Source organism: Methylobacterium sp. FW102-HT35C08, from assembly GCF_058790235.1.
The window spans coordinates 3,159,872-3,176,292 of record NZ_JBYTCL010000002.1 but is presented as its reverse complement, the minus strand read 5'-3'; the positions used below and the strand labels follow the sequence as shown (position 1 = coordinate 3,176,292).

At 68.8% G+C, this 16,421-nt stretch carries 23 protein-coding genes; 15 read left to right on the top strand and 8 right to left on the bottom strand.

The window, feature by feature from the left end; genetic code table 11:
* The first annotated feature begins 62 nt into the window (after positions 1-62).
* The 6 genes from AC3WSN_RS15185 (at position 63) to AC3WSN_RS15160 (ending at position 3,135) form a co-directional block, all read left to right on the top strand.
* Complete coding sequence (locus tag AC3WSN_RS15185) at positions 63-185, top strand: hypothetical protein (protein WP_492538994.1); 123 nt, start codon at positions 63-65, stop codon at positions 183-185.
* A 19-nt stretch (positions 186-204) separates the two neighbouring features.
* Entirely contained in the window at positions 205-636 is a 432-nt protein-coding gene (locus AC3WSN_RS15180) for a gamma-glutamylcyclotransferase family protein (RefSeq protein ID WP_192707821.1), read from the top strand.
* 146 nt (positions 637-782) lie between these two features.
* On the top strand, positions 783-1,628 hold the full coding sequence (locus AC3WSN_RS15175; RefSeq protein ID WP_492538992.1) for a formate/nitrite transporter family protein: 846 nt from the start codon (positions 783-785) through the stop codon (positions 1,626-1,628).
* A 56-nt stretch (positions 1,629-1,684) separates the two neighbouring features.
* Positions 1,685-1,969 (top strand): acylphosphatase, encoded by a 285-nt coding sequence (locus tag AC3WSN_RS15170; RefSeq protein WP_492538990.1) that lies wholly within the window; start codon positions 1,685-1,687, stop codon positions 1,967-1,969.
* A 105-nt stretch (positions 1,970-2,074) separates the two neighbouring features.
* Positions 2,075-2,836: a DUF599 domain-containing protein gene (locus AC3WSN_RS15165; RefSeq protein WP_492538988.1), complete on the top strand. Its 762-nt coding sequence runs from the start codon at positions 2,075-2,077 to the stop codon at positions 2,834-2,836.
* A complete protein-coding gene (locus tag AC3WSN_RS15160; protein WP_192707729.1) occupies positions 2,833-3,135 on the top strand; it encodes a DUF3253 domain-containing protein in 303 nt (100 codons plus the stop codon). The genes AC3WSN_RS15165 and AC3WSN_RS15160 overlap by 4 nt, the downstream gene beginning before the upstream one ends.
* Here the strand turns inward: AC3WSN_RS15160 and AC3WSN_RS15155 are convergent.
* The 5 genes from AC3WSN_RS15155 to epmA form a co-directional block, all read right to left on the bottom strand.
* A complete protein-coding gene (locus tag AC3WSN_RS15155; RefSeq protein WP_492543126.1) occupies positions 3,078-3,899 on the bottom strand; it encodes a YdcF family protein in 822 nt (273 codons plus the stop codon). The genes AC3WSN_RS15160 and AC3WSN_RS15155 overlap by 58 nt on opposite strands.
* A 5-nt stretch (positions 3,900-3,904) precedes the next feature.
* Positions 3,905-4,552 carry an RraA family protein gene (locus AC3WSN_RS15150; RefSeq protein WP_492538986.1) on the bottom strand — a complete coding sequence of 216 codons (648 nt, stop codon included), beginning with the start codon at positions 4,550-4,552 and terminating at the stop codon, positions 3,905-3,907.
* A gap of 87 nt (positions 4,553-4,639) precedes the next feature.
* Positions 4,640-5,251, bottom strand: a complete 612-nt coding sequence (locus AC3WSN_RS15145; RefSeq protein ID WP_492538984.1) for a glutathione S-transferase family protein — start codon at positions 5,249-5,251, stop codon at positions 4,640-4,642.
* Positions 5,252-5,267: 16 nt separating this feature from the next.
* Positions 5,268-6,311, bottom strand: coding sequence for a lysine-2,3-aminomutase-like protein (locus AC3WSN_RS15140; protein ID WP_492538982.1), 1,044 nt, complete (start codon positions 6,309-6,311; stop codon positions 5,268-5,270).
* Entirely contained in the window at positions 6,308-7,363 is a 1,056-nt protein-coding gene (gene epmA / locus AC3WSN_RS15135; protein WP_492538980.1) for an EF-P lysine aminoacylase EpmA, read from the bottom strand. The genes AC3WSN_RS15140 and epmA overlap by 4 nt, the downstream gene beginning before the upstream one ends.
* Positions 7,364-7,580: 217 nt before the next feature.
* Between epmA and efp the strand changes: the two genes are divergently transcribed.
* Complete coding sequence (gene efp, locus AC3WSN_RS15130) at positions 7,581-8,204, top strand: elongation factor P (protein WP_209578348.1); 624 nt, start codon at positions 7,581-7,583, stop codon at positions 8,202-8,204.
* A gap of 39 nt (positions 8,205-8,243) precedes the next feature.
* Here the strand turns inward: efp and AC3WSN_RS15125 are convergent, their stop codons facing one another.
* A complete protein-coding gene (locus AC3WSN_RS15125; RefSeq protein ID WP_492538977.1) occupies positions 8,244-9,260 on the bottom strand; it encodes an acetyltransferase domain-containing protein in 1,017 nt (338 codons plus the stop codon).
* 348 nt (positions 9,261-9,608) lie between these two features.
* Between AC3WSN_RS15125 and AC3WSN_RS15120 the strand changes: the two genes are divergently transcribed.
* The 8 genes from AC3WSN_RS15120 (at position 9,609) to AC3WSN_RS15085 (ending at position 14,847) form a co-directional block, all read left to right on the top strand.
* Complete coding sequence (locus tag AC3WSN_RS15120) at positions 9,609-10,214, top strand: cold-shock protein (RefSeq protein ID WP_492538975.1); 606 nt, start codon at positions 9,609-9,611, stop codon at positions 10,212-10,214.
* A gap of 142 nt (positions 10,215-10,356) precedes the next feature.
* The gene (locus tag AC3WSN_RS15115) at positions 10,357-10,845 is read left to right on the top strand and encodes a DUF192 domain-containing protein (RefSeq protein WP_492538973.1); all 489 of its coding nucleotides are present in this window, start codon (positions 10,357-10,359) and stop codon (positions 10,843-10,845) included.
* Between the two features lie 118 nt (positions 10,846-10,963).
* Positions 10,964-11,365: a hypothetical protein gene (locus AC3WSN_RS15110; RefSeq protein WP_492538971.1), complete on the top strand. Its 402-nt coding sequence runs from the start codon at positions 10,964-10,966 to the stop codon at positions 11,363-11,365.
* 81 nt (positions 11,366-11,446) lie between these two features.
* Complete coding sequence (locus tag AC3WSN_RS15105) at positions 11,447-12,319, top strand: dienelactone hydrolase family protein (protein ID WP_492538969.1); 873 nt, start codon at positions 11,447-11,449, stop codon at positions 12,317-12,319.
* A gap of 188 nt (positions 12,320-12,507) precedes the next feature.
* Complete coding sequence (locus tag AC3WSN_RS15100; RefSeq protein WP_492538967.1) at positions 12,508-12,963, top strand: response regulator; 456 nt, start codon at positions 12,508-12,510, stop codon at positions 12,961-12,963.
* Between the two features lie 79 nt (positions 12,964-13,042).
* Positions 13,043-13,243: a hypothetical protein gene (locus tag AC3WSN_RS15095; protein WP_192707740.1), complete on the top strand. Its 201-nt coding sequence runs from the start codon at positions 13,043-13,045 to the stop codon at positions 13,241-13,243.
* Positions 13,244-13,387: 144 nt separating this feature from the next.
* The gene (locus AC3WSN_RS15090; RefSeq protein WP_492538965.1) at positions 13,388-14,557 is read left to right on the top strand and encodes an alpha/beta hydrolase; all 1,170 of its coding nucleotides are present in this window, start codon (positions 13,388-13,390) and stop codon (positions 14,555-14,557) included.
* A gap of 89 nt (positions 14,558-14,646) precedes the next feature.
* On the top strand, positions 14,647-14,847 hold the full coding sequence (locus tag AC3WSN_RS15085; RefSeq protein ID WP_192707742.1) for a hypothetical protein: 201 nt from the start codon (positions 14,647-14,649) through the stop codon (positions 14,845-14,847).
* 73 nt (positions 14,848-14,920) lie between these two features.
* On the opposite strand, the gene AC3WSN_RS15080 is transcribed toward AC3WSN_RS15085, so the two are convergent.
* Entirely contained in the window at positions 14,921-15,877 is a 957-nt protein-coding gene (locus tag AC3WSN_RS15080; RefSeq protein ID WP_492538962.1) for a YncE family protein, read from the bottom strand.
* Positions 15,874-16,407, bottom strand: a complete 534-nt coding sequence (locus AC3WSN_RS15075) for an SRPBCC family protein (RefSeq protein WP_192707744.1) — start codon at positions 16,405-16,407, stop codon at positions 15,874-15,876. The genes AC3WSN_RS15080 and AC3WSN_RS15075 overlap by 4 nt, the downstream gene beginning before the upstream one ends.
* Between the last annotated feature and the right edge of the window lie 14 nt (positions 16,408-16,421).

Sequence of the window (16,421 nt, the reverse complement as noted above, 5' to 3'; positions counted from 1 at the left end):
TGGCTGTGTACGGGTTGCGCCTTACACTACGGCGCAAGGCGTGCCCTTCGGAGCATGAAGCCGTGACTCACGATTGGCTCTTCGTCACGTTCGGCATTCCGGCGATCACCTTGGCGATCGCCTATGCCGCCGTGCGTGCGAACGAACGCGCTGCCCGACGCCTCGATCCGCCTGCGGGCGAGTGACCGTTTTCGTCGCGGCTGCGTGCCCCTCTACTTCGCCTACGGCGCCAACATGGATGCCGCCGCGATGGCGCTGCGGTGCCCGGTTTCGCGGCTGATCGGCGGCGGCCATCTCCCAGGCTACCGCTTCATCATCATGCGCGAGGGATACGCCTCGGTGGTGCGCGCCCCCGGCCGCATCGTCCGGGGCGTGCTCTGGGACTTGGCCCTCGACGACATCCCGGCCCTCGATCGGTATGAGGGCGTGTCGGGCGGCCTGTACACGAAGGCCAGCCTCCCGGTCCGGACCGCGGGCGGCGTGAAGCGCGCGCTGATCTATCTCGGATGCTCCTCCGCACCGGGCCGCCCGCGGCCGGGCTACCTGGAAGCCGTCGTCGCTGCGGCGCGCGCGGCGCAGCTGCCGCCCGCCTATGTCCGGGAACTCAGCAGTTGGTCGCGCGGCCTGCCGGCCTGATCGACGGCCAAGTGGTACGCGACATGCTTGGGCACGACCGAGCCGGGAGGCGACGGGCTGCACCGCGCCCTGCCGGCCATTCGTGATTGCGCAGCGCGCCCGTCGGTCAACGACGATTGCCGGCCGCCTGCGAGGGAGAGTTGTGCATGTCGTATCTGGCGCCCGCCGATTTCGTGAAGAAGGCCGTCGATGCCGGTGAGGCGAAGGTCTTCATGGCTACCAAGGACACGTTCATCCGGGCCTACATGGCCGGCGCGATCCTGGCGCTCGCCGCGGCCTTCGCGGTCACGATCAACCAGACCACCGGCCAGCCGCTGGTTGCGGCCCTGCTGTTTCCGGTCGGATTCTCGATGCTCTACCTGCTGGGCTACGACCTGTTCACCGGCGTCTGCGTGCTCACGCCGCTCGCCCTGATCGACAAGCGTCCCGGCGTCACGGTGGCGGGGGTCGCGCGCAACTGGGTCCTGGTCTTCTTCGGCAACTTCGCGGGCGCGCTGACCACGGCCGTGATGATGTCGATCGTGTTCACCTTCGGCTTCGCCACCGAGCCGAACGCGGTCGGCAAGCTGATCGCCGGGATCGGCGAGGCCCGGACGCTCGGCTACGAGAAGTACGGCGCCTCCGGCATGCTGACGCTCTTCATCCGCGCCATGCTGTGCAACTGGATGGTATCGACCGGCGTCATCGGCGCCATGCTGTCCACCTCCGTGCCCGGCAAGGTGATCGCGATGTGGATGCCGATCACGGTGTTCTTCTTCATGACCTTCGAGCACTCGGTGGTGAACATGTTCCTGTTCCCGTCGGCGATCCTCATGGGCGGCCACCTGACGGTCATGGATTACCTGCTCTGGAACGAGATCCCGACGCTCATCGGAAACATCGTCGGCGGCATCGCCTTCACCGGCCTGATGCTCTACTCCACCCACGTCCGGACCGGGGCGACCCGGACGGTGGTCGATGCCGGGCTCCGCCGCCCCATCGCGGCCGAGTAGGATCACACCGGCCCGTGCGCATGCCGCGCGGGCCCCGTTCAGCAGGTACAGGCTTGATGAGCGAGACGCGGACGATCGCCGTCGTCATCACAGGCCGGGTGCAGGGCGTGTCGTACCGGGCCTGGACACAGTCCGAGGCCCGCGCGCGCAATCTCGTCGGCACCGTGCGCAACCGCGACGACGGTGCGGTCGAGGCAATGTTCAGCGGGCCGAGCGACGCCGTGGCACAGATGGAGACGCTGTGCTGGTCAGGGCCGCCCGGCGCCCGCGTGACCGACGTCGCGGTTCGGAACTGCGATGATATCCCGATGCTGAGCAGCTTCGAGATCCTGCGCGGCTGACTTCGCGGTCTCGGCGGATCCGACGACCGCACCGGGTGGGTTCTGCATCGGCATGCAGGCTGGTATGGCATCGCGGCTCATCGCCGAGCCCGCGATCCGGAGATCATGCCCGACCTGTCCGCCGGCAGCGCCGCTTTCTCGCCCCTGGACCTCGGGGCGCTCGTCTACTTCATCGTGGCCTGGATCGCATACGGGCTCTCCGTGGGCCGGCTGCGCGGGCGCATGCTGTCCCTGAGCCAGATCATGAACGGCCATCGCTCGAACTGGGCCCGGCAGGTGATCAGCCGCGAGAATCGCGTCGTCGACACCCAGATCAACGCCTCGCTGCAGAACGGCACCGCCTTCTTCGCATCGACCTCCCTGATCGCCCTCGGATCGGTGCTGACCCTGTCGCGCTCGGGCGACGACGTGCTGAACCTCTTCGCGACGCTCCCGTTCGGGACCGTGGCGAACCGGCTGACCTGGGAGCTGAAGGTCGCGGGATTGGCGCTGGTCTTCGTCTACGCCTTCTTCAAGTTCGCCTGGGCCTACAGGCTGTTCAATTACGCGGCGATCCTGCTGGGCACCGTGCCGTCGAAGGGCTCCGGTGCGAGCGAAGCCGAGATGCTGCGGGCGGTTCGTCGCCTCGCCGCGATGAATGTCAGCGCAGGCCGGCATTTCGCGCGGGGCCAGCGGGCCTTCTTCTTCGCGCTGGCCTATCTCGGCTGGTTCGTAAGCCCCTACGTGCTCGTCGTCTCGACATCCGCGGTCGTGGTCATCATGTGGCGCCGTCAGTTCGCCTCGGAGATCCGCAAGACGTTGCTTGAAGTCGGGGAAGGTCCGCACGAGGGACCGCTCGGAGCTTCGGCGGAGCAGGCACGGACATGACCGACACGAAACCCGATGACGCGGCCATCGAGACGACGATGCTCGGCTTGGTGACCGCGCGTGGCGCGGACAAGACCGTTTGTCCGTCGGAAGTCGCCCGGGCGCTGGGTGGACCGCATCCCGACGGCTGGGGCCCGCTGATGCAGCCGGTGCGCCGGGTCGCCGTGCGCCTCGCCCATGCCGGCCGGATTGCGATCCTGCGGAAGGGCAAGCCCGTGGATCCGGACGATTTCCGCGGAATCTATCGGCTCGCGCTGCCGGCCGGATCTTCGGGGCCGGGCAGCCAGTCCGGCGTGTAGCCGGACCACCGATACACCACGAGCCCGATCCACTCCTTCACGGCGAGGTCGAGCTGAAACAAGCCGTCCGAGGCGAAACCGTTGAAGCGCGTCAGGTCGCTCCAGCCGCGCGTCCGGTAGTCAACCGGGAACGCATCCACCGTGAAGCCGGCCTGCCGGAAGCAGCCGACCGCGCGGGGCATGTGCCAGGCCGAGGTGACGAGCAGCCAACGCTCTCCCGGCTTCGGCTGGACGAGGGATGCCGAGAAGGCCGCGTTCTCCTGGGTGTTGCGGGAGCGGTTCTCCAGGATCAGGCGCGTGCGCGGAACGCCGATGACATCGGCTTGGCGGCTGAGGATGTCGGCTTCCGCGATGCCGCCGCGGATGAACCCACTGCCGCCGGAGAACACAAGCCGCGCGGTCGGGAAGCGGCGCGCCAGGTCGGCAAGGTAGATCGGCCGCTCGCCCGCGTCGTTGACGACGATCTGCTCGCGCGCCTCGGACAGGCCGGCCTCGATGCCGCCGCCCAGCACGATGATGCCGGCTGGGGCAGGACCGTCCGGCGGGTAGGCCGGGAAGCGCTGCTCCAGGGGAAGCAGGACCGCCTCCGACAGCGGCGATAAACCACCCAGCGCGAGGCCGAAGCCCCCGATGATGGTGAGGCCGAAGCCGGTGCGGCGCAGGCGCGTGACCGCCAGGAGCAGCAGGCCCGTCAGAACGGCGAAGATGAAGAAGTTCGAGGGGGTGATCACGAAGTAGACCACCTTCGAGAGCGGGAAGAACACGGCGTTCACGCCGGCTTCGTCTCAGCCTCGAACCGGGCGAGCGCCGCTTCGTTCGGCGGCAGCAGGGTGGCGAGGCTTTCGCCTTTCTCGACCTCGCGCTGGATCCACAGATCGAGGCGCTGCTGTTCAACAGCCTCCAGGGCGACCCGTTCGGCGAGCGCGGCCGGTACCGCGACGATGCCCCCGTCGGCGCAGACCACGATGTCGCCCGGATGGATCGCGGCGCCTCCGCAGGAGACCGGCTGCTGCGTGCCGACCAGCGCGAGCGTTCCGATCGCGGCTTCCGGCATGGACCAGACGGGCAGTCCAACCTCGGCCGGAAGGGCGCCGTCGGTCACCAGGCCCGCGACGCCACGGTGCGCGAGACGCGCCGCCAGGATGGACCCGAACGGTAGGGCCAAGCCGGACCGGGCCGCGTCGATCACCACGATGGCGTCTTCGGGGATCGTGTCGATCGCCGCGGCGAGGTCGCCCGCGGCATCATCGCGGGCCGGGATCATCCGCAACGTGTAGGCCGTGCCGATCGCGCTCCCGCCCCGTCCGGTCAACCCCTGGACGCTATGAGCTTTCACGCCGGCCCGGGTCAGGGCGCGGGCGAGACTCGCCGGCGTCACGGCGGACAGCGCGTCGCGCAGGGTCGGGTCGATGGCCATCAGGGACTCCGTGGGGTGCAGCCCCCGTTCCGGCGGCGCTCCGCCAAGGTGGATCTCACGGGCCCTTCGGCAAGCCCGCTCGCGATCTCAGCCGACGGGTTCGCCGAGAGCCCGGGCAGCGGCCGGCCGGGCCGCAATGCGCGCGTACCAGCGGCGCAGGGCCGGACGCTCGACCCGTTCGGCGGGAAGGTTCAACCAGCGATGCGCCGCGCAGCCGAGGGCGATGTCGGCGATGCCGAATTGCTCGCCGACCACGTAGGTCCGGTCGGCGAGATGGGCATCGAGGATCGCGGCCATCGCTTCGCTCTTCTTCAGCGAAGCTGCGATCACGGCGCGATCGGGCTCGGCTGTCCGGAAGAGCTGCCAGAACGCGTCGCGCATCGCGGGCGTGAAGCTCGTGGCCTGCCAATCGACCCATTGCTCCACATGGGCGCGCATCTGCGGATCCGCCGGTAGCGCGAGGGCAGGGGCGATGGTCGCGAGGTAGCGTAGGATCGCGTTCGATTCCCAGAGAGCGAAGCCGTCCTCCTCCAGGGTCGGGACAAGCCCGTTCGGGTTCATCGCGCGGTACGCGGGATCGTCGACCACACCGTGGGCGCCGCCGGCCTCCACGCGCTCGTAATCCAGCCCGGCCTCGTCCAGTCCCCAGACCGCCTTCTGCACGTTCACAGAGGTGAGGCGTCCCCAAAGCCTGCGCATCGTCAAACGATCTCCCTTACGCCTTCGGTGGATAGGGGTGTTCACAGCCGTTCGGGTCCGTCACCCGGGCGCCCGCCTCGGTGTCGCGCAGGTAGTTAGGCCCGACCGGCACCTTGCCGTGGCCGCCCGGGATGTCGAGCACGTAGGTCGGTTGGGCGAGGCCCGAGAGGCGCCCGCGCAGGGCGCGCATCAGGTCCTGACCTTCCGCCAACGCGGTGCGCATGTGTCCGGTGCCGGGCGCGAGGTCGCCGTGATGCAGGTAATAGGGCTTGATCCGGTTCTCCACGAAGGTCCGCATCAGGGCCTCGAGCGTCGCCGCGTCGTCGTTGATGCCACGCAGCAGCACGGATTGGCTGACCATCGGGATACCGGCATCGACCAGTCGGGCACAGGCGGTACGGGCAGAGGGCGTGAACTCGCGCGGGTGATTGGCGTGCAGGGCCACGAACACTGCGCCCCCGAAAAGCTGCAGCGCCTGGACAAGGGTCTCGGTGACCAGTTCGGGCTTCACCACCGGAACGCGCGTGTGAAGCCGCATCACACGCACATGATCGATGCGCGACAGGCGCAGCGCGATGACGCCGAGCCGCCGGCTCGAGAGCGCGAACGGGTCGCCGCCGGTGAGGACCACTTCCCAGATGCGCGGATCCCGCTCGATATACGTGAAGGCCGTTTCGAGCTCGGCATCGGTCAAGGTTCCGAGCCCGTCCGGCCCCACCATCTCGCGGCGGAAGCAGAAGCGGCAGTAAACCGGGCAGACATGCAGCGGCTTCAGCAGCACGCGGTCGGGATAGCGGTGCACGATGCCGGCCACCGGCGCGTGGGCCGCGTCGCCGATCGGGTCGGCGCGCTCCTCCGGCGCCGTCGCGCACTCTCGGGTATCCGGGATGAACTGGCGGGCGATCGGGTCTTCGGGATCAGCGGGGTCGATGAGCTCGGCCATGTCGATCGTCACCGAGACGGCGTAGCGCGCGAGCACCGCCCGCAGCGCCTCGGCCTCCGCGGCCGAGATCAGGCCTGCTTCCGACAGATCTTCGGCGCTCTGGAGAACACGGTTCACGGCGCCGTCTCCGCGACAGGGGTCCAGATCACGTCGTCGACGCGGGTCCGGCCGCAGGCCAGCATCGCCAGCCGGTCGAACCCGAGGGCGATGCCGGAGGCTTCCGGCATGACCGCCAGCGCGGCGAGGAAATCGTCGTCGATCGGATACGCCTCACCGTAGACCCGGAGCTTTTCCGCCATCTCCGCCTCAAAGCGGCGGCGCTGTTCGACCGGATCGGTGAGTTCACCGAAGGCATTGGCGAGTTCGACCCCGCAGGCGTAGAGCTCGAAGCGCTCGGCGACACGGGGATCGTGCCGGGCCGGCCGGGCGAGGGCCGCCTCGCTGACCGGGTATTCGCACAGGAAGGTCGGCCGCCCGACGCCCAGGTGCGGCTCGATCCGCGCGACCAGCACCCGGGAGACAAGATCGGCCCAGGTATCGTCCGAAGCGACCCGCAGGTCCGCGCCCGACACGGCGGCGGCAAGTCCATCGCGGTCCGTCTCGCCGCTCCGCGCGACGGAGGCGAGCAGGTCGATGCCGGCGAAGCGGTCGAAGGCCTCGGCCAGCGTCAGCCGCTCCGGTTCGGCGAATGGGTCGGTCTCCCGACCGCGATAGATGAACCGGCGCATCCCGGCGGTCTCGGCCGCAAGTGACAGCAGGTCGGCACAATCCTCCATCAGCACGCTGTAGGGTGCGCCGACGCGGTACCATTCCAGCATCGTGAATTCGGGGTGATGCAGCGGCCCCCGCTCGCGGTTGCGGAACACGCGCGCGACACTGAACAGCTTCGTCTCGCCGGCCGCCAGCAGCTTCTTGCAGGCGAATTCCGGCGACGTGTGCAGAAACACGGGCGTTCGTGCCCCGCTCGCTCCGATGGCCTCGGTGGCGAAGGCCGACAGATGCGCTTCGTTGCCCGGAGAGACCTGGAGGCAGGCCGCGTCAGCCTCGACGAAATCCCGCGCGCTGAACCAGGCACGGAACGCCGACAGGATCCGGTTGCGCATGAGAAGCGCCGGCCTGCGATCGGCGTGACGCTCCGGGGACCACCAAGCGGTGCCCTGTGCCGTCACGGCCGGCCCAGCCGATCACGCCGACGCGACACCACCGGACATCGGCGCGCGCGGCTTCGCACAGGCAGCTCGTTCCGGAGCACACGCATCCTCTGGCCCTGTTACGCCCTCGGCTTCAGAACGGAGCGTCGCGATCTGGAAGAGAGTACACTCGGACAACCGTTCCTGCCGGCCCGCTGGCAACCGGAACGGAGATGCGATAGTGCCGGAGTCCGAGATGCAGCGCCCGCGCTTGGCGCGTGCGGTTCCCCTTGTCAATGCAGGACGCTATTCCGTGAAGGTTATCGCCTCAACGCTCCGTAAGGGCAACGTCGTCGAAAAGGACGGCAAGCTCTACGTGATCCTGTTCGCCGAGAACATCCACCCCGGCAAGGGCACGCCTGTGACCCAGCTGGACATGCGCCGCATCACCGACGGCGTGAAGGTTTCGGAGCGCTACCGGACGACTGAGCAGGTCGAGCGTGCCTTCGTCGAGGATCGCGAGCACACCTTCCTGTACAGCGATGGCGAGGGGTTCCACTTCATGAACCCCGAGAATTACGAGCAGATCGCCGTGCCGGAAGACGTGGTCGGCGATGCCGCTCCTTACCTTCAGGAGGGCATGGCCGTCATGCTCTCCGTCCACAATGGCGTGCCGCTGACCATCGAGCTGCCCCAGCGCGTCACGCTGGAGGTTGCCGAGACCGAGCCGGTCCTGAAGGGTCAGACGGCCTCGTCCTCCTACAAGCCCGCGACGCTCTCGAACGGCGTGCGGACGACCGTGCCGCCCCACATCGCCGCCGGCACCCGCGTCGTCGTCATGACGGCCGATGGGTCCTACGTCGAGCGCGCCAAGGACTGAGCGGATCTTCGGAAAGCCGCCCGCAGGTGGCGGAGCGCATCAGCGCTCCGTCCGGGCTGCCTGCTCCAGGGTTGCGTAGCATTGCTGTGAGAGTGCCTGCGCGCGCAGGCGCTCCGGCCCGCTGAACGGCCGTCCATCCTCGCGGAAGAGATCCTCGCGGAGGAGCGCGTCGGAGGTGCAGCGCGCCGCGATGCGGCACAGGGGCCGCTCGCCACCCGTCCGCGTGCAGATCGTCACGTAATCCGCCCGGAAGGCTCGCAGGCCCGCCCGCGGATTGGCACCCGTGAGCGTCACGACGCCGGTGAGGAGCGCCAGCAGCACGGGCTGGTGGATCAGGTAGATCGCCAGGCTGTGGCGTCCGGCCCAGGTTGCGGCCCTGCCGATTGCCGAACGAGGTGCCCAGGTGCCCAACGCCGAGCGCGCGAATCGGGGCAGGCCGATCCTGCCAACCGCGATCCCGGCCAGCACGAGCCCAAACCACGGGAAGAGCGGAACGTAATCGTTGGTCCGGGGCGTCCCCGATCCGAGGCCGAGGAAGTACAGGACGGGCGCGTCGAGGATAGGCGCGTGCACGAGGTGCGGCGCGGCGATGAACGCGGCGGCCGTCAGCACGGTGACGGCGACCGGCGCGAACAGGAACGGGAGGCCGAGCAGGCTCGCCACGGCGATGCAGTGCAGGACGCCGAAGAACACGAACGCATCCGGAAACGCGATCCATGTTCCGAGGGTGACGAGGAGGGCGGCGCCGCCGATCCGCGCGAGGCGCAGGAGTGTCGGTCTCGGCCGCACGCCCCGGCCGTTCATCAAGACCAGCCCGATACCTACGAGGACGAGGAAGCTGCCGGCGATCATCTCGGCCGCGATTCGCCCCGCCGGAGTCAGCGCGTAATTCTCGGCCGTCAGCCGCAGGAACCCGAGATCCCAGAGCGTGTGATAGCTCGCCATCGCGGCGAGTGCAGCCGCGCGCGCCGCGTCGATCATCGGGAAGCGCCGCTGCCGAATGGCCGCATCCGGCGTAGCGGTGGCATGGTCGCGTGTGAGGTCGATGGCGATCATGCCGAACCCAAACCACGCCGGCGCTGGACATGCCAACCGGCTGGCAGCGCACGGCGCCGTCGGCCGATGCCGGGTCGTGGCGCTCTCGCAAACGTGACACCTGCCGACTTCCGCCCGGCCGGCGGCGTGTCCGATCATCGGCGCGCAAATTCTGCTCGCTGGACCCGGAGCTTAAACGCTGCTTTCGCCGCCGACTGCGACCAATCGACTGTTGCCGGCGCGCCTCCCAGCGCCAAGATTGCATCTCGCTGGGGCTCGGCTGCCGGTGAAATGGGCTTCCCGGGAATCAGGACTTCGTTAATCTTGCCGGGAGAGCGCGCGGCGTGATTCGGTGTAGGTTGCTCGGCCATGTCTGACGAACGCGGCTTCGGGCCTGAGGACCCCGATCGGGCGGCTGGCCCGCGGACCGGCGAGACCGCCCAGCGCGACGACGAGGCCCTGGATCTCGTCGAGGTGGCGGGCCGCATCAAGTGGTTCGACGTGTCGAAGGGCTTCGGCTTCATCGTGCCGGATGACGGGTCGCCGGACGTCCTGCTGCACGTGACCTGCCTGCGGCGGGACGGCTTCCAGGCGGCCAGCGAGGGTGCGCGCATCGTCGTGGAGGCGGTGGAGCGTCCGCGGGGCTGGCAGGCCTTCCGGGTGATCTCGCTGGATCAGGCGACGGCGATCCATCCCTCCGAGATGCCGCTGCCGCGCACGCACGTGACCGTGATACCGACGAGCGGGCTCGAGACTGCCGTGGTGAAATGGTTCAACCGGCTGCGCGGCTTCGGCTTCCTGACCCGGGGCGACGGGACGCCGGACATCTTCGTGCACATGGAGACTCTGCGCCGCTACGGGATCGCGGAGCTGAAGCCGGGTGAGGCGGTCCTAGTGCGCTACGGAGACGGCTCGAAGGGCGTCATGGCCGCCGAGATCCGGTTGATCGACGGAGCCCTCCCGGCATCGCACTGAACGGCCGAGCGCGGCACGGCATCTATGTCGCTGTCGCATCTGAGCATTTCCGCACGCGGTTTTCCACGGCCCGTTTCCTGGTTTATGGCTGCGCGGCGAGCCCGACCGGCGCGCCTGTTCTCCTGAAAGGCCCGAGCCTGTGATGTTCTCGACCCGTTTCGTGTCGGCCGCCGCCGTCGCATGCCTGATGGTCATAGCCGCCCCCGTTCCCGCCGTCCTTGCTCAGGCGCCGGCCAGGGCTGCTGCCGCGGCGGGCGAGCCGCTGACCGTCGTCACCAAGGCGGGGCCGAAGCGATTCAACGTCGAGGTGATGCGCGACGATGCCGGGCGCTCTCGCGGCCTCATGTTCCGGCGGCACATGGCGGCCGATCACGGGATGCTGTTCGATTTCGAGCGCGAAGAGCCCGTCACGATGTGGATGAAGAACACCTATCTTCCGCTCGATATGGTGTTCATCCGTCCGGACGGGACGATCAGCCGGATCGCCGCCGATACCGAGCCGCTGTCGACCGCGATCATCCCGTCGGGAAGCCCCGTTTCCGCCGTGCTGGAGCTCAATGCCGGTACGACGGCGAAGCTCGGAATCCAGCCGGGCGACCGCATCGAGCATCCGCTGTTCAAGGCACGTTGAAGCCGCCTCCGACAACCGCGAACGCATCAGGAACAATCTCTTGACCGCCGTCCTGATCCGCGCCAGTGTTCCGGCAATGTTCCGGTGCGCCGGGACGCCGGTCAGGGCGGAGGACCCGATGAGCGACGTGGCCGAGGCCGAGCTGTTCGGCAATGACGACTGGTCCGTCCAGCCGGACGGGATCGAGCATCGCGACACCGGCTACTTCATCGCCCGCGAGATGCTCGCGGCGCGCCGGGCTGAGGGGCTCTGGGACTGGCCGCTGCAGATGGCTGAGAAGCGATGGTGTCGGCCGAGCCTGTTCCGCGAGGCGTTCCTGACCGCTCTCGAGCGCTTCGGCATCGCCCGCGACGCGGAGCTGACCCGCTCGTTCGCGCTGGGCTACGGCATCCGCGCCGTGGTAGCGCCGGCCACCGACACGTTCGTGACGCTGGCCGACATGCTGCAGCCGCGCGAGATCGTGGATGCGGGCCGGGCCTTCGCCCGCCCGGCACGGACGCTCGTTGCCGCGGGGGCGTAACGTCCGGACGGTCCGACGATGATTTGACCGCGCATACCTGGCCCGGATAGCCCTCCGCGACGCAGCGAGGGAGAGATCATCATGGCGGATCAGGATCAGGCGGGGCTCAATGGACTGATCACGCCGCCCTTCTCGCGGCGCGGCTTCGTGATGACCAGCCTGATCAGTGGCCTGACCCTGGCGACGAGCCGGGTCGAGGCGCAGGTGATCCACACGGATAGCAGCGGCATCGAGGCCGGTGAGGTGAAGATTCCGGCCGCCGACGGGCCGATGCCGGCCTACCGGGCGGTGCCGGACGGCGCGGGACCCTTCCCGATCGTGCTGGTGATCGAGGAGATCTTCGGCGTCCACGACTACATCAAGGACATCTGTCGTCGCCTAGCCAAGGCTGGCTACTGTGCGGTCGCCCCGGAGCTGTACGCGCGGCAGGGCGATCTCTCGACGATGACCGATGCCAAGCTGATCATCCGGGATGTCATCTCGAAAACACCCGACGCGCAGTGGATCGGCGACCTCGATGCCACAGTGGCCTGGGCCGGATCGGCCGCGAAAGGCGATCCGAGCCAGCTCGGCGTCATGGGCTGGTGCCGCGGTGGCCGGGACGTGTGGCTCTACGCGGCGCATCGCCGCGATCTGAAGGCGGCGGTCGCCTGGTATGGCCCTGTCGGCGGCGATCGCACGGACATCCAGCCCCGCACGGCTGGCGACGTCGCTGCGGAGATCCACGCGCCGCTGCTCGGCCTCTACGGCGGCGCCGACACGGGCATCCCGGTTGCTGCCGTCGAGGCAGCGCGCGACCGCGCAAAAGCCGCGGGGAAGATCGTCGAATTGATGATTTACCCGGACGCGCCGCACGGCTTCCATGCCGATTACCGGCCAAGCTATCGCCGGGAAGCCGCCGAGGACGGGTGGAAACGAGCGCTCGCCTTTCTGAAGGCGAACGGCGTCGGCTGATTCAGCCGGTTTTGCTTCTGTCCGGGACGTTCCTGACCGGCTGTGTTACTCAAGACACGGCCACAACTTTCCGATTATGCAAGGATCCAGGGAGGATCTGTGCCTGCGCGGGTCCGGCCTACCGCGGCGATCGGTCCTTGAACCAATCTGCGCGGCCGCCGTTCAGCCCCTGTAGAGTGTCCTGGCCTATGAGCGATTCGGTGCAGCCCGGCCAGAAGCCCGTCATCCTCGTCGTGGAGGACCAACCCGACGAGCGCTTCCTCGCGGCCACGTTGCTGGAAGACACCGGCTTCACGGTCATTGAGGCCGAGACCGCCGACCGCGCCCTCGCCATCCTCAACGACCGGGCTGAAGAAGTCAGCGTCGTCTTCTCGGACGTGCGGACGCCCGGGCCCATCGGCGGTTTCGAACTGGCTCGGATCATCGGCGTGACCTGGCCGCGGGTGCGGGTGCTCCTGACCTCGGGCGATGCCGGCGACCAGCCGAGCGATCTGCGCGTCTCGGCGACGTTCATCCCGAAACCCTGGCGCGCCGAGGACATCCTGGCCTGGGTGGAGCAAGCCGCGGGACGCCCGTCGGAGGGCAAGGGCCCGGCGGTGATCGGACCGGGCGGAAAAATTATCAGCCCTGGATTGGAAACCTGACGCGCGGATCGGGTTGTACGCCACTCCCGGAGCGGATTGCGCCCGGGGTCCCGCAATACAGTTGAACCCGAACTTGGCCATGCAGATTGTCGCCGCCAACTATGCCGATACGCTCCGCCGATCCGGCTCATGGAACACGGCCGAATCCGCCGTGCTGGATACGGTGCGCCACGAGCTTCGCGGCGTCTTCGGCGAGGCGGACGATGACCTTCCGGCAGAGCTGACCGCGCTCGTGCGCCGGCTCGACCGGGCGGACACGGGACAGGGCGCTTCCGTCTGAGCGTTGCGCTCCCGGCGCGCTGTGCTGGCCTTGAAACTGTGTGCCGCCCGCGGAGACTGCTGCGGCGGGTCGCCAAGACGACAGAATCTGCTATTCAGCGCTCCCTGACCTGCTGACGCATCGCGTCTCTCTGTCGAGCCCTTCATGCGTCTCACGCTCATCCGCCGACCGCTCGCTGCGGTCGCGATCATGACCCTTGCCGGCCTCGTCTCCGCGCAGGCCGCCGCGCCGCCGCCGCAGCCTGCCGAGGGGCCGGGTGGTGTCGGCGACCGCAAGATGACGATCACCAAGCGCCTGCTCGGGCGCGGGACCGCCAGCAGCTTCGCCTTCTACGCCGCCGGCGCTGCCCCGGAGGCCGGCAGGCCCGTGGCGATCTTCCTGCATGGTTGGGGTGTGGTGAACCCGCAGAGCTACGGCGCCTGGATCGACCATCTGGCGCGCCAGGGTTGGCTCGTGCTGTTTCCGCGCTTCCAGGAGGTGAACCGGACGCGCCCGGCCGACGCGCCGGGCATCGCCGAAACCCTCGTGAAGGCGGCACTGGCCGATTTGTCCGCGGACGGCGAGGCCAAGCCGGATCTCGGCCGCGTTGCGATGATCGGCCATCTCGCCGGCGCTCCGCTCGCGATGGATCTCGCCGCCGACGCCAAGACGCACGGGCTGCCCACACCGAAGCTGATCTTCGCCGTGACGCCCGGAGGGATCGCCAGTGGGCCGAAATCGCGCGGTATCACGCTCGGCGAATTGTCGGGGATCGATCCCGCGACGCTCATCGTGACCATGGTCGGCGACAAGGACACGCGGGCCGCCGACCTTGCCGCGAAGCGCCTGCTGCGCGAGGCCAGCGCGGTGCCGCTGGATCGAAAGCTCTTCGTGCGGGCGCTCTCGGACGACCACGGCTTCCCGGCACTGACCGCAACCCTCGCGGCGCCGGCCGGCCTCGATACGGCCTATGACGGCGGTGCGATCAAACCCGGCCCCGAACCCAAGGACGCGGCGAAGGATGCGCCGAAGCCGCCGCCGTTCCGTTGGTCCGCCGACATGGCGCTGTCGGGCGAGCAGCAGACCCTGGTCTCGCAGGTCAACCTCGCGCGCGTCGACGCTCTGGATTACCTCGGGTTCTGGAAGACGTTCGACCTCGCGGCCGCGGCCGCATTCGCAGGCTCGGACGCCTCGGCGCTCAAGAACAATCCGCGGCTCGCCGACATGGAGCGGTGGAGCGATGGCTGGCCGGTGAAGCGGCTCGCGGTGGAGACGCCGCGCCCGGCGCCGGCCGTCCAGGCCGGTTCTCCGCCGGCCACCACGCGCAAGCGCTGATCTGGCGAGTACTGACTTGGCCGTTCGGGCAGCTTGGCCTTGGCGCGAGGCTTGCTAATCTGCTCCCGTTCGACACGGGAAGCCAAGCCATGCCCGAGTTCGTTGCCAGCCTGCTCGCCGCGGCGGCCTTCTGCCTGACCTTGCTCGCGCTGAACGCGCTGACGCGGGTTCTGATCCAGACCCATCTCACGCCGTCCGACCTGGGCGAGAGCGGCTTCCTCCAGATCGGCGCAGCCCTGTTGCTGGCGCGGGTGGCGTACCGTCGGGCGCCTGTCCGCCGGACCGTCTGACGGCTCCCGGGCAGAAGCGGCTCCGGAGCGGTGAGGCCGGGTCCCCCGGAGAGATCCCGCACCCGGGCCCGTGTCAGCGCAGAAAGGTACCGAAGGAGCGCGGGCCGTTCCCGGTGGGGATCGTCTTGATCACCTTCAGCGTCCGCGCGTCGAGGACGCTCAGCGTGTTGTCACCCCAATTTGCGACGTAGAGGCGCCCGTCCTCATCGGCCGCGATGCCCTCCGGGTGGTCACCGACGTCGATGTCGGCGATCGGCTTGAGCGTCGCCAGGTCGAAGGCGGTGACGCTGCCGGCATACTGATCGGTGACGAAGCCGCGACCCTGCGTCAGTGCGATCACGTAGGGCCTTCGACCCGTTTGCACCCGGCCGATCTCGCGCCCGGCGGCGAGATCGAGGACGGAGACGTCGTCCCCAGTCACGTTGGCCGTGTAGGCCCGGCCCGCGGCGGCATCCAGGGTGATGCCGAACGGGTGCTGCCCCACCGGAATGACCGTCGTCTCGCGGCGCGCTTTGGCATCCACCACCGAGACCGTGTCGGCTTCGCGGTTCGCCACGTAGAGGGTCGCCCCGTCGGGGCTCACGGCGATGCCGGAGGGCGAAGCTCCGACGCCGATCTCGCCGTCCGGGCTCAGCGTGCCGTCGCGCTCGGTCAGCACGAACAGGCGGTGGCCGTACCAGTCGGCCACGTAGACCGTGCCGCCGCGCGGGTCGGTCGCAATGCCAAGCGGACCGCCGGGCAGCGCGACCTCCGACAGGACGCGCCCTGCGTCGAGGTCGATGATCGCGACCCCATGTCCCTCGGGCCGCGTGACGTAGGCGCGCTTGCGGTCGGCCGACAGCGCGATTCCGGCGGGCGCACCGTCGACGGGCACGCGCCGCAGGACCGTGCCGGCGGCAAGGTCGATGATCTCGACCGCGCCGCCCAGCTGAGCCGTGACGATCGCCTCCCGCGCCGGCTCAGCCGAGGCAGCCGACGCGAGGAGGGTGAGGCCGGCGGCGAGCGCCGCGCGACCCCGGTGCGGCGTCACGAGCCCTTCTCGACCTTGGCCTTCAGGTTCGCGAGGCTGGCCTTGATCCAGTCGCCGACGCCCTTCTCGGACGCCTCGTCGTTCAGCTCGGGCGGCGGGTCATTGTTCATGTAGCCCCGGTAGAAGGCCGCCTTCCACTCGACCTTCGACTTGGCGTCGCCCGCGGGCTCGACCGTGATCGTGGCAGAGTAGTCGTTGGCCGGCAGGTCCTTCACGTCAACCTTGTCGATGTAGTACGAGAACAGCTTGTCGTCGGGCTTCAGCTTATTGCTGGTCTCCTGGATCTGATCGCCGTTCTTGAGCGTCAGAACCCGCTTGAACTTGCCCGCCGGATCGCCGGTGAACTCGGTCTTGGTGACGTTCTGAACCCAGTCGGCGTTCTTCACGTCGCCGACCACGGCCCACACCTTGTCGGCCGGCGCGTTGATCTCGATCGACTCCGTGATCTTGCGCCGAGTCGGGCCGTGCGCCTGAGCCGTCGCAGCCACGAGGGCCGCGGTGGCCGCCAGGGCCAGGGTGATTTTCTTCATCTTGTCCTTCTCCT

Bases quoted from the DNA above. Each gene is read 5' to 3' on its own strand.
- AC3WSN_RS15075 (WP_192707744.1), bottom strand. From the start codon at position 16,407: ATGAAGAAAATCACCCTGGCCCTGGCGGCCACCGCGGCCCTCGTGGCT.
- AC3WSN_RS15160 (WP_192707729.1), top strand. From the start codon at position 2,833: ATGACCGACACGAAACCCGATGACGCGGCCATCGAGACGACGATGCTC.
- AC3WSN_RS15085 (WP_192707742.1), top strand. From the start codon at position 14,647: ATGCCCGAGTTCGTTGCCAGCCTGCTCGCCGCGGCGGCCTTCTGCCTG.
- AC3WSN_RS15125 (WP_492538977.1), bottom strand. From the start codon at position 9,260: ATGATCGCCATCGACCTCACACGCGACCATGCCACCGCTACGCCGGAT.
- AC3WSN_RS15090 (WP_492538965.1), top strand. From the start codon at position 13,388: ATGCGTCTCACGCTCATCCGCCGACCGCTCGCTGCGGTCGCGATCATG.
- AC3WSN_RS15145 (WP_492538984.1), bottom strand. From the start codon at position 5,251: ATGCGCAGGCTTTGGGGACGCCTCACCTCTGTGAACGTGCAGAAGGCG.
- AC3WSN_RS15115 (WP_492538973.1), top strand. From the start codon at position 10,357: ATGTTCTCGACCCGTTTCGTGTCGGCCGCCGCCGTCGCATGCCTGATG.
- AC3WSN_RS15110 (WP_492538971.1), top strand. From the start codon at position 10,964: ATGAGCGACGTGGCCGAGGCCGAGCTGTTCGGCAATGACGACTGGTCC.
- AC3WSN_RS15165 (WP_492538988.1), top strand. From the start codon at position 2,075: ATGCCCGACCTGTCCGCCGGCAGCGCCGCTTTCTCGCCCCTGGACCTC.
- AC3WSN_RS15170 (WP_492538990.1), top strand. From the start codon at position 1,685: ATGAGCGAGACGCGGACGATCGCCGTCGTCATCACAGGCCGGGTGCAG.
- AC3WSN_RS15105 (WP_492538969.1), top strand. From the start codon at position 11,447: ATGGCGGATCAGGATCAGGCGGGGCTCAATGGACTGATCACGCCGCCC.
- AC3WSN_RS15100 (WP_492538967.1), top strand. From the start codon at position 12,508: ATGAGCGATTCGGTGCAGCCCGGCCAGAAGCCCGTCATCCTCGTCGTG.
- AC3WSN_RS15120 (WP_492538975.1), top strand. From the start codon at position 9,609: ATGTCTGACGAACGCGGCTTCGGGCCTGAGGACCCCGATCGGGCGGCT.
- AC3WSN_RS15095 (WP_192707740.1), top strand. From the start codon at position 13,043: ATGCAGATTGTCGCCGCCAACTATGCCGATACGCTCCGCCGATCCGGC.
- AC3WSN_RS15150 (WP_492538986.1), bottom strand. From the start codon at position 4,552: ATGGCCATCGACCCGACCCTGCGCGACGCGCTGTCCGCCGTGACGCCG.
- efp (WP_209578348.1), top strand. From the start codon at position 7,581: ATGCAGCGCCCGCGCTTGGCGCGTGCGGTTCCCCTTGTCAATGCAGGA.
- AC3WSN_RS15175 (WP_492538992.1), top strand. From the start codon at position 783: ATGTCGTATCTGGCGCCCGCCGATTTCGTGAAGAAGGCCGTCGATGCC.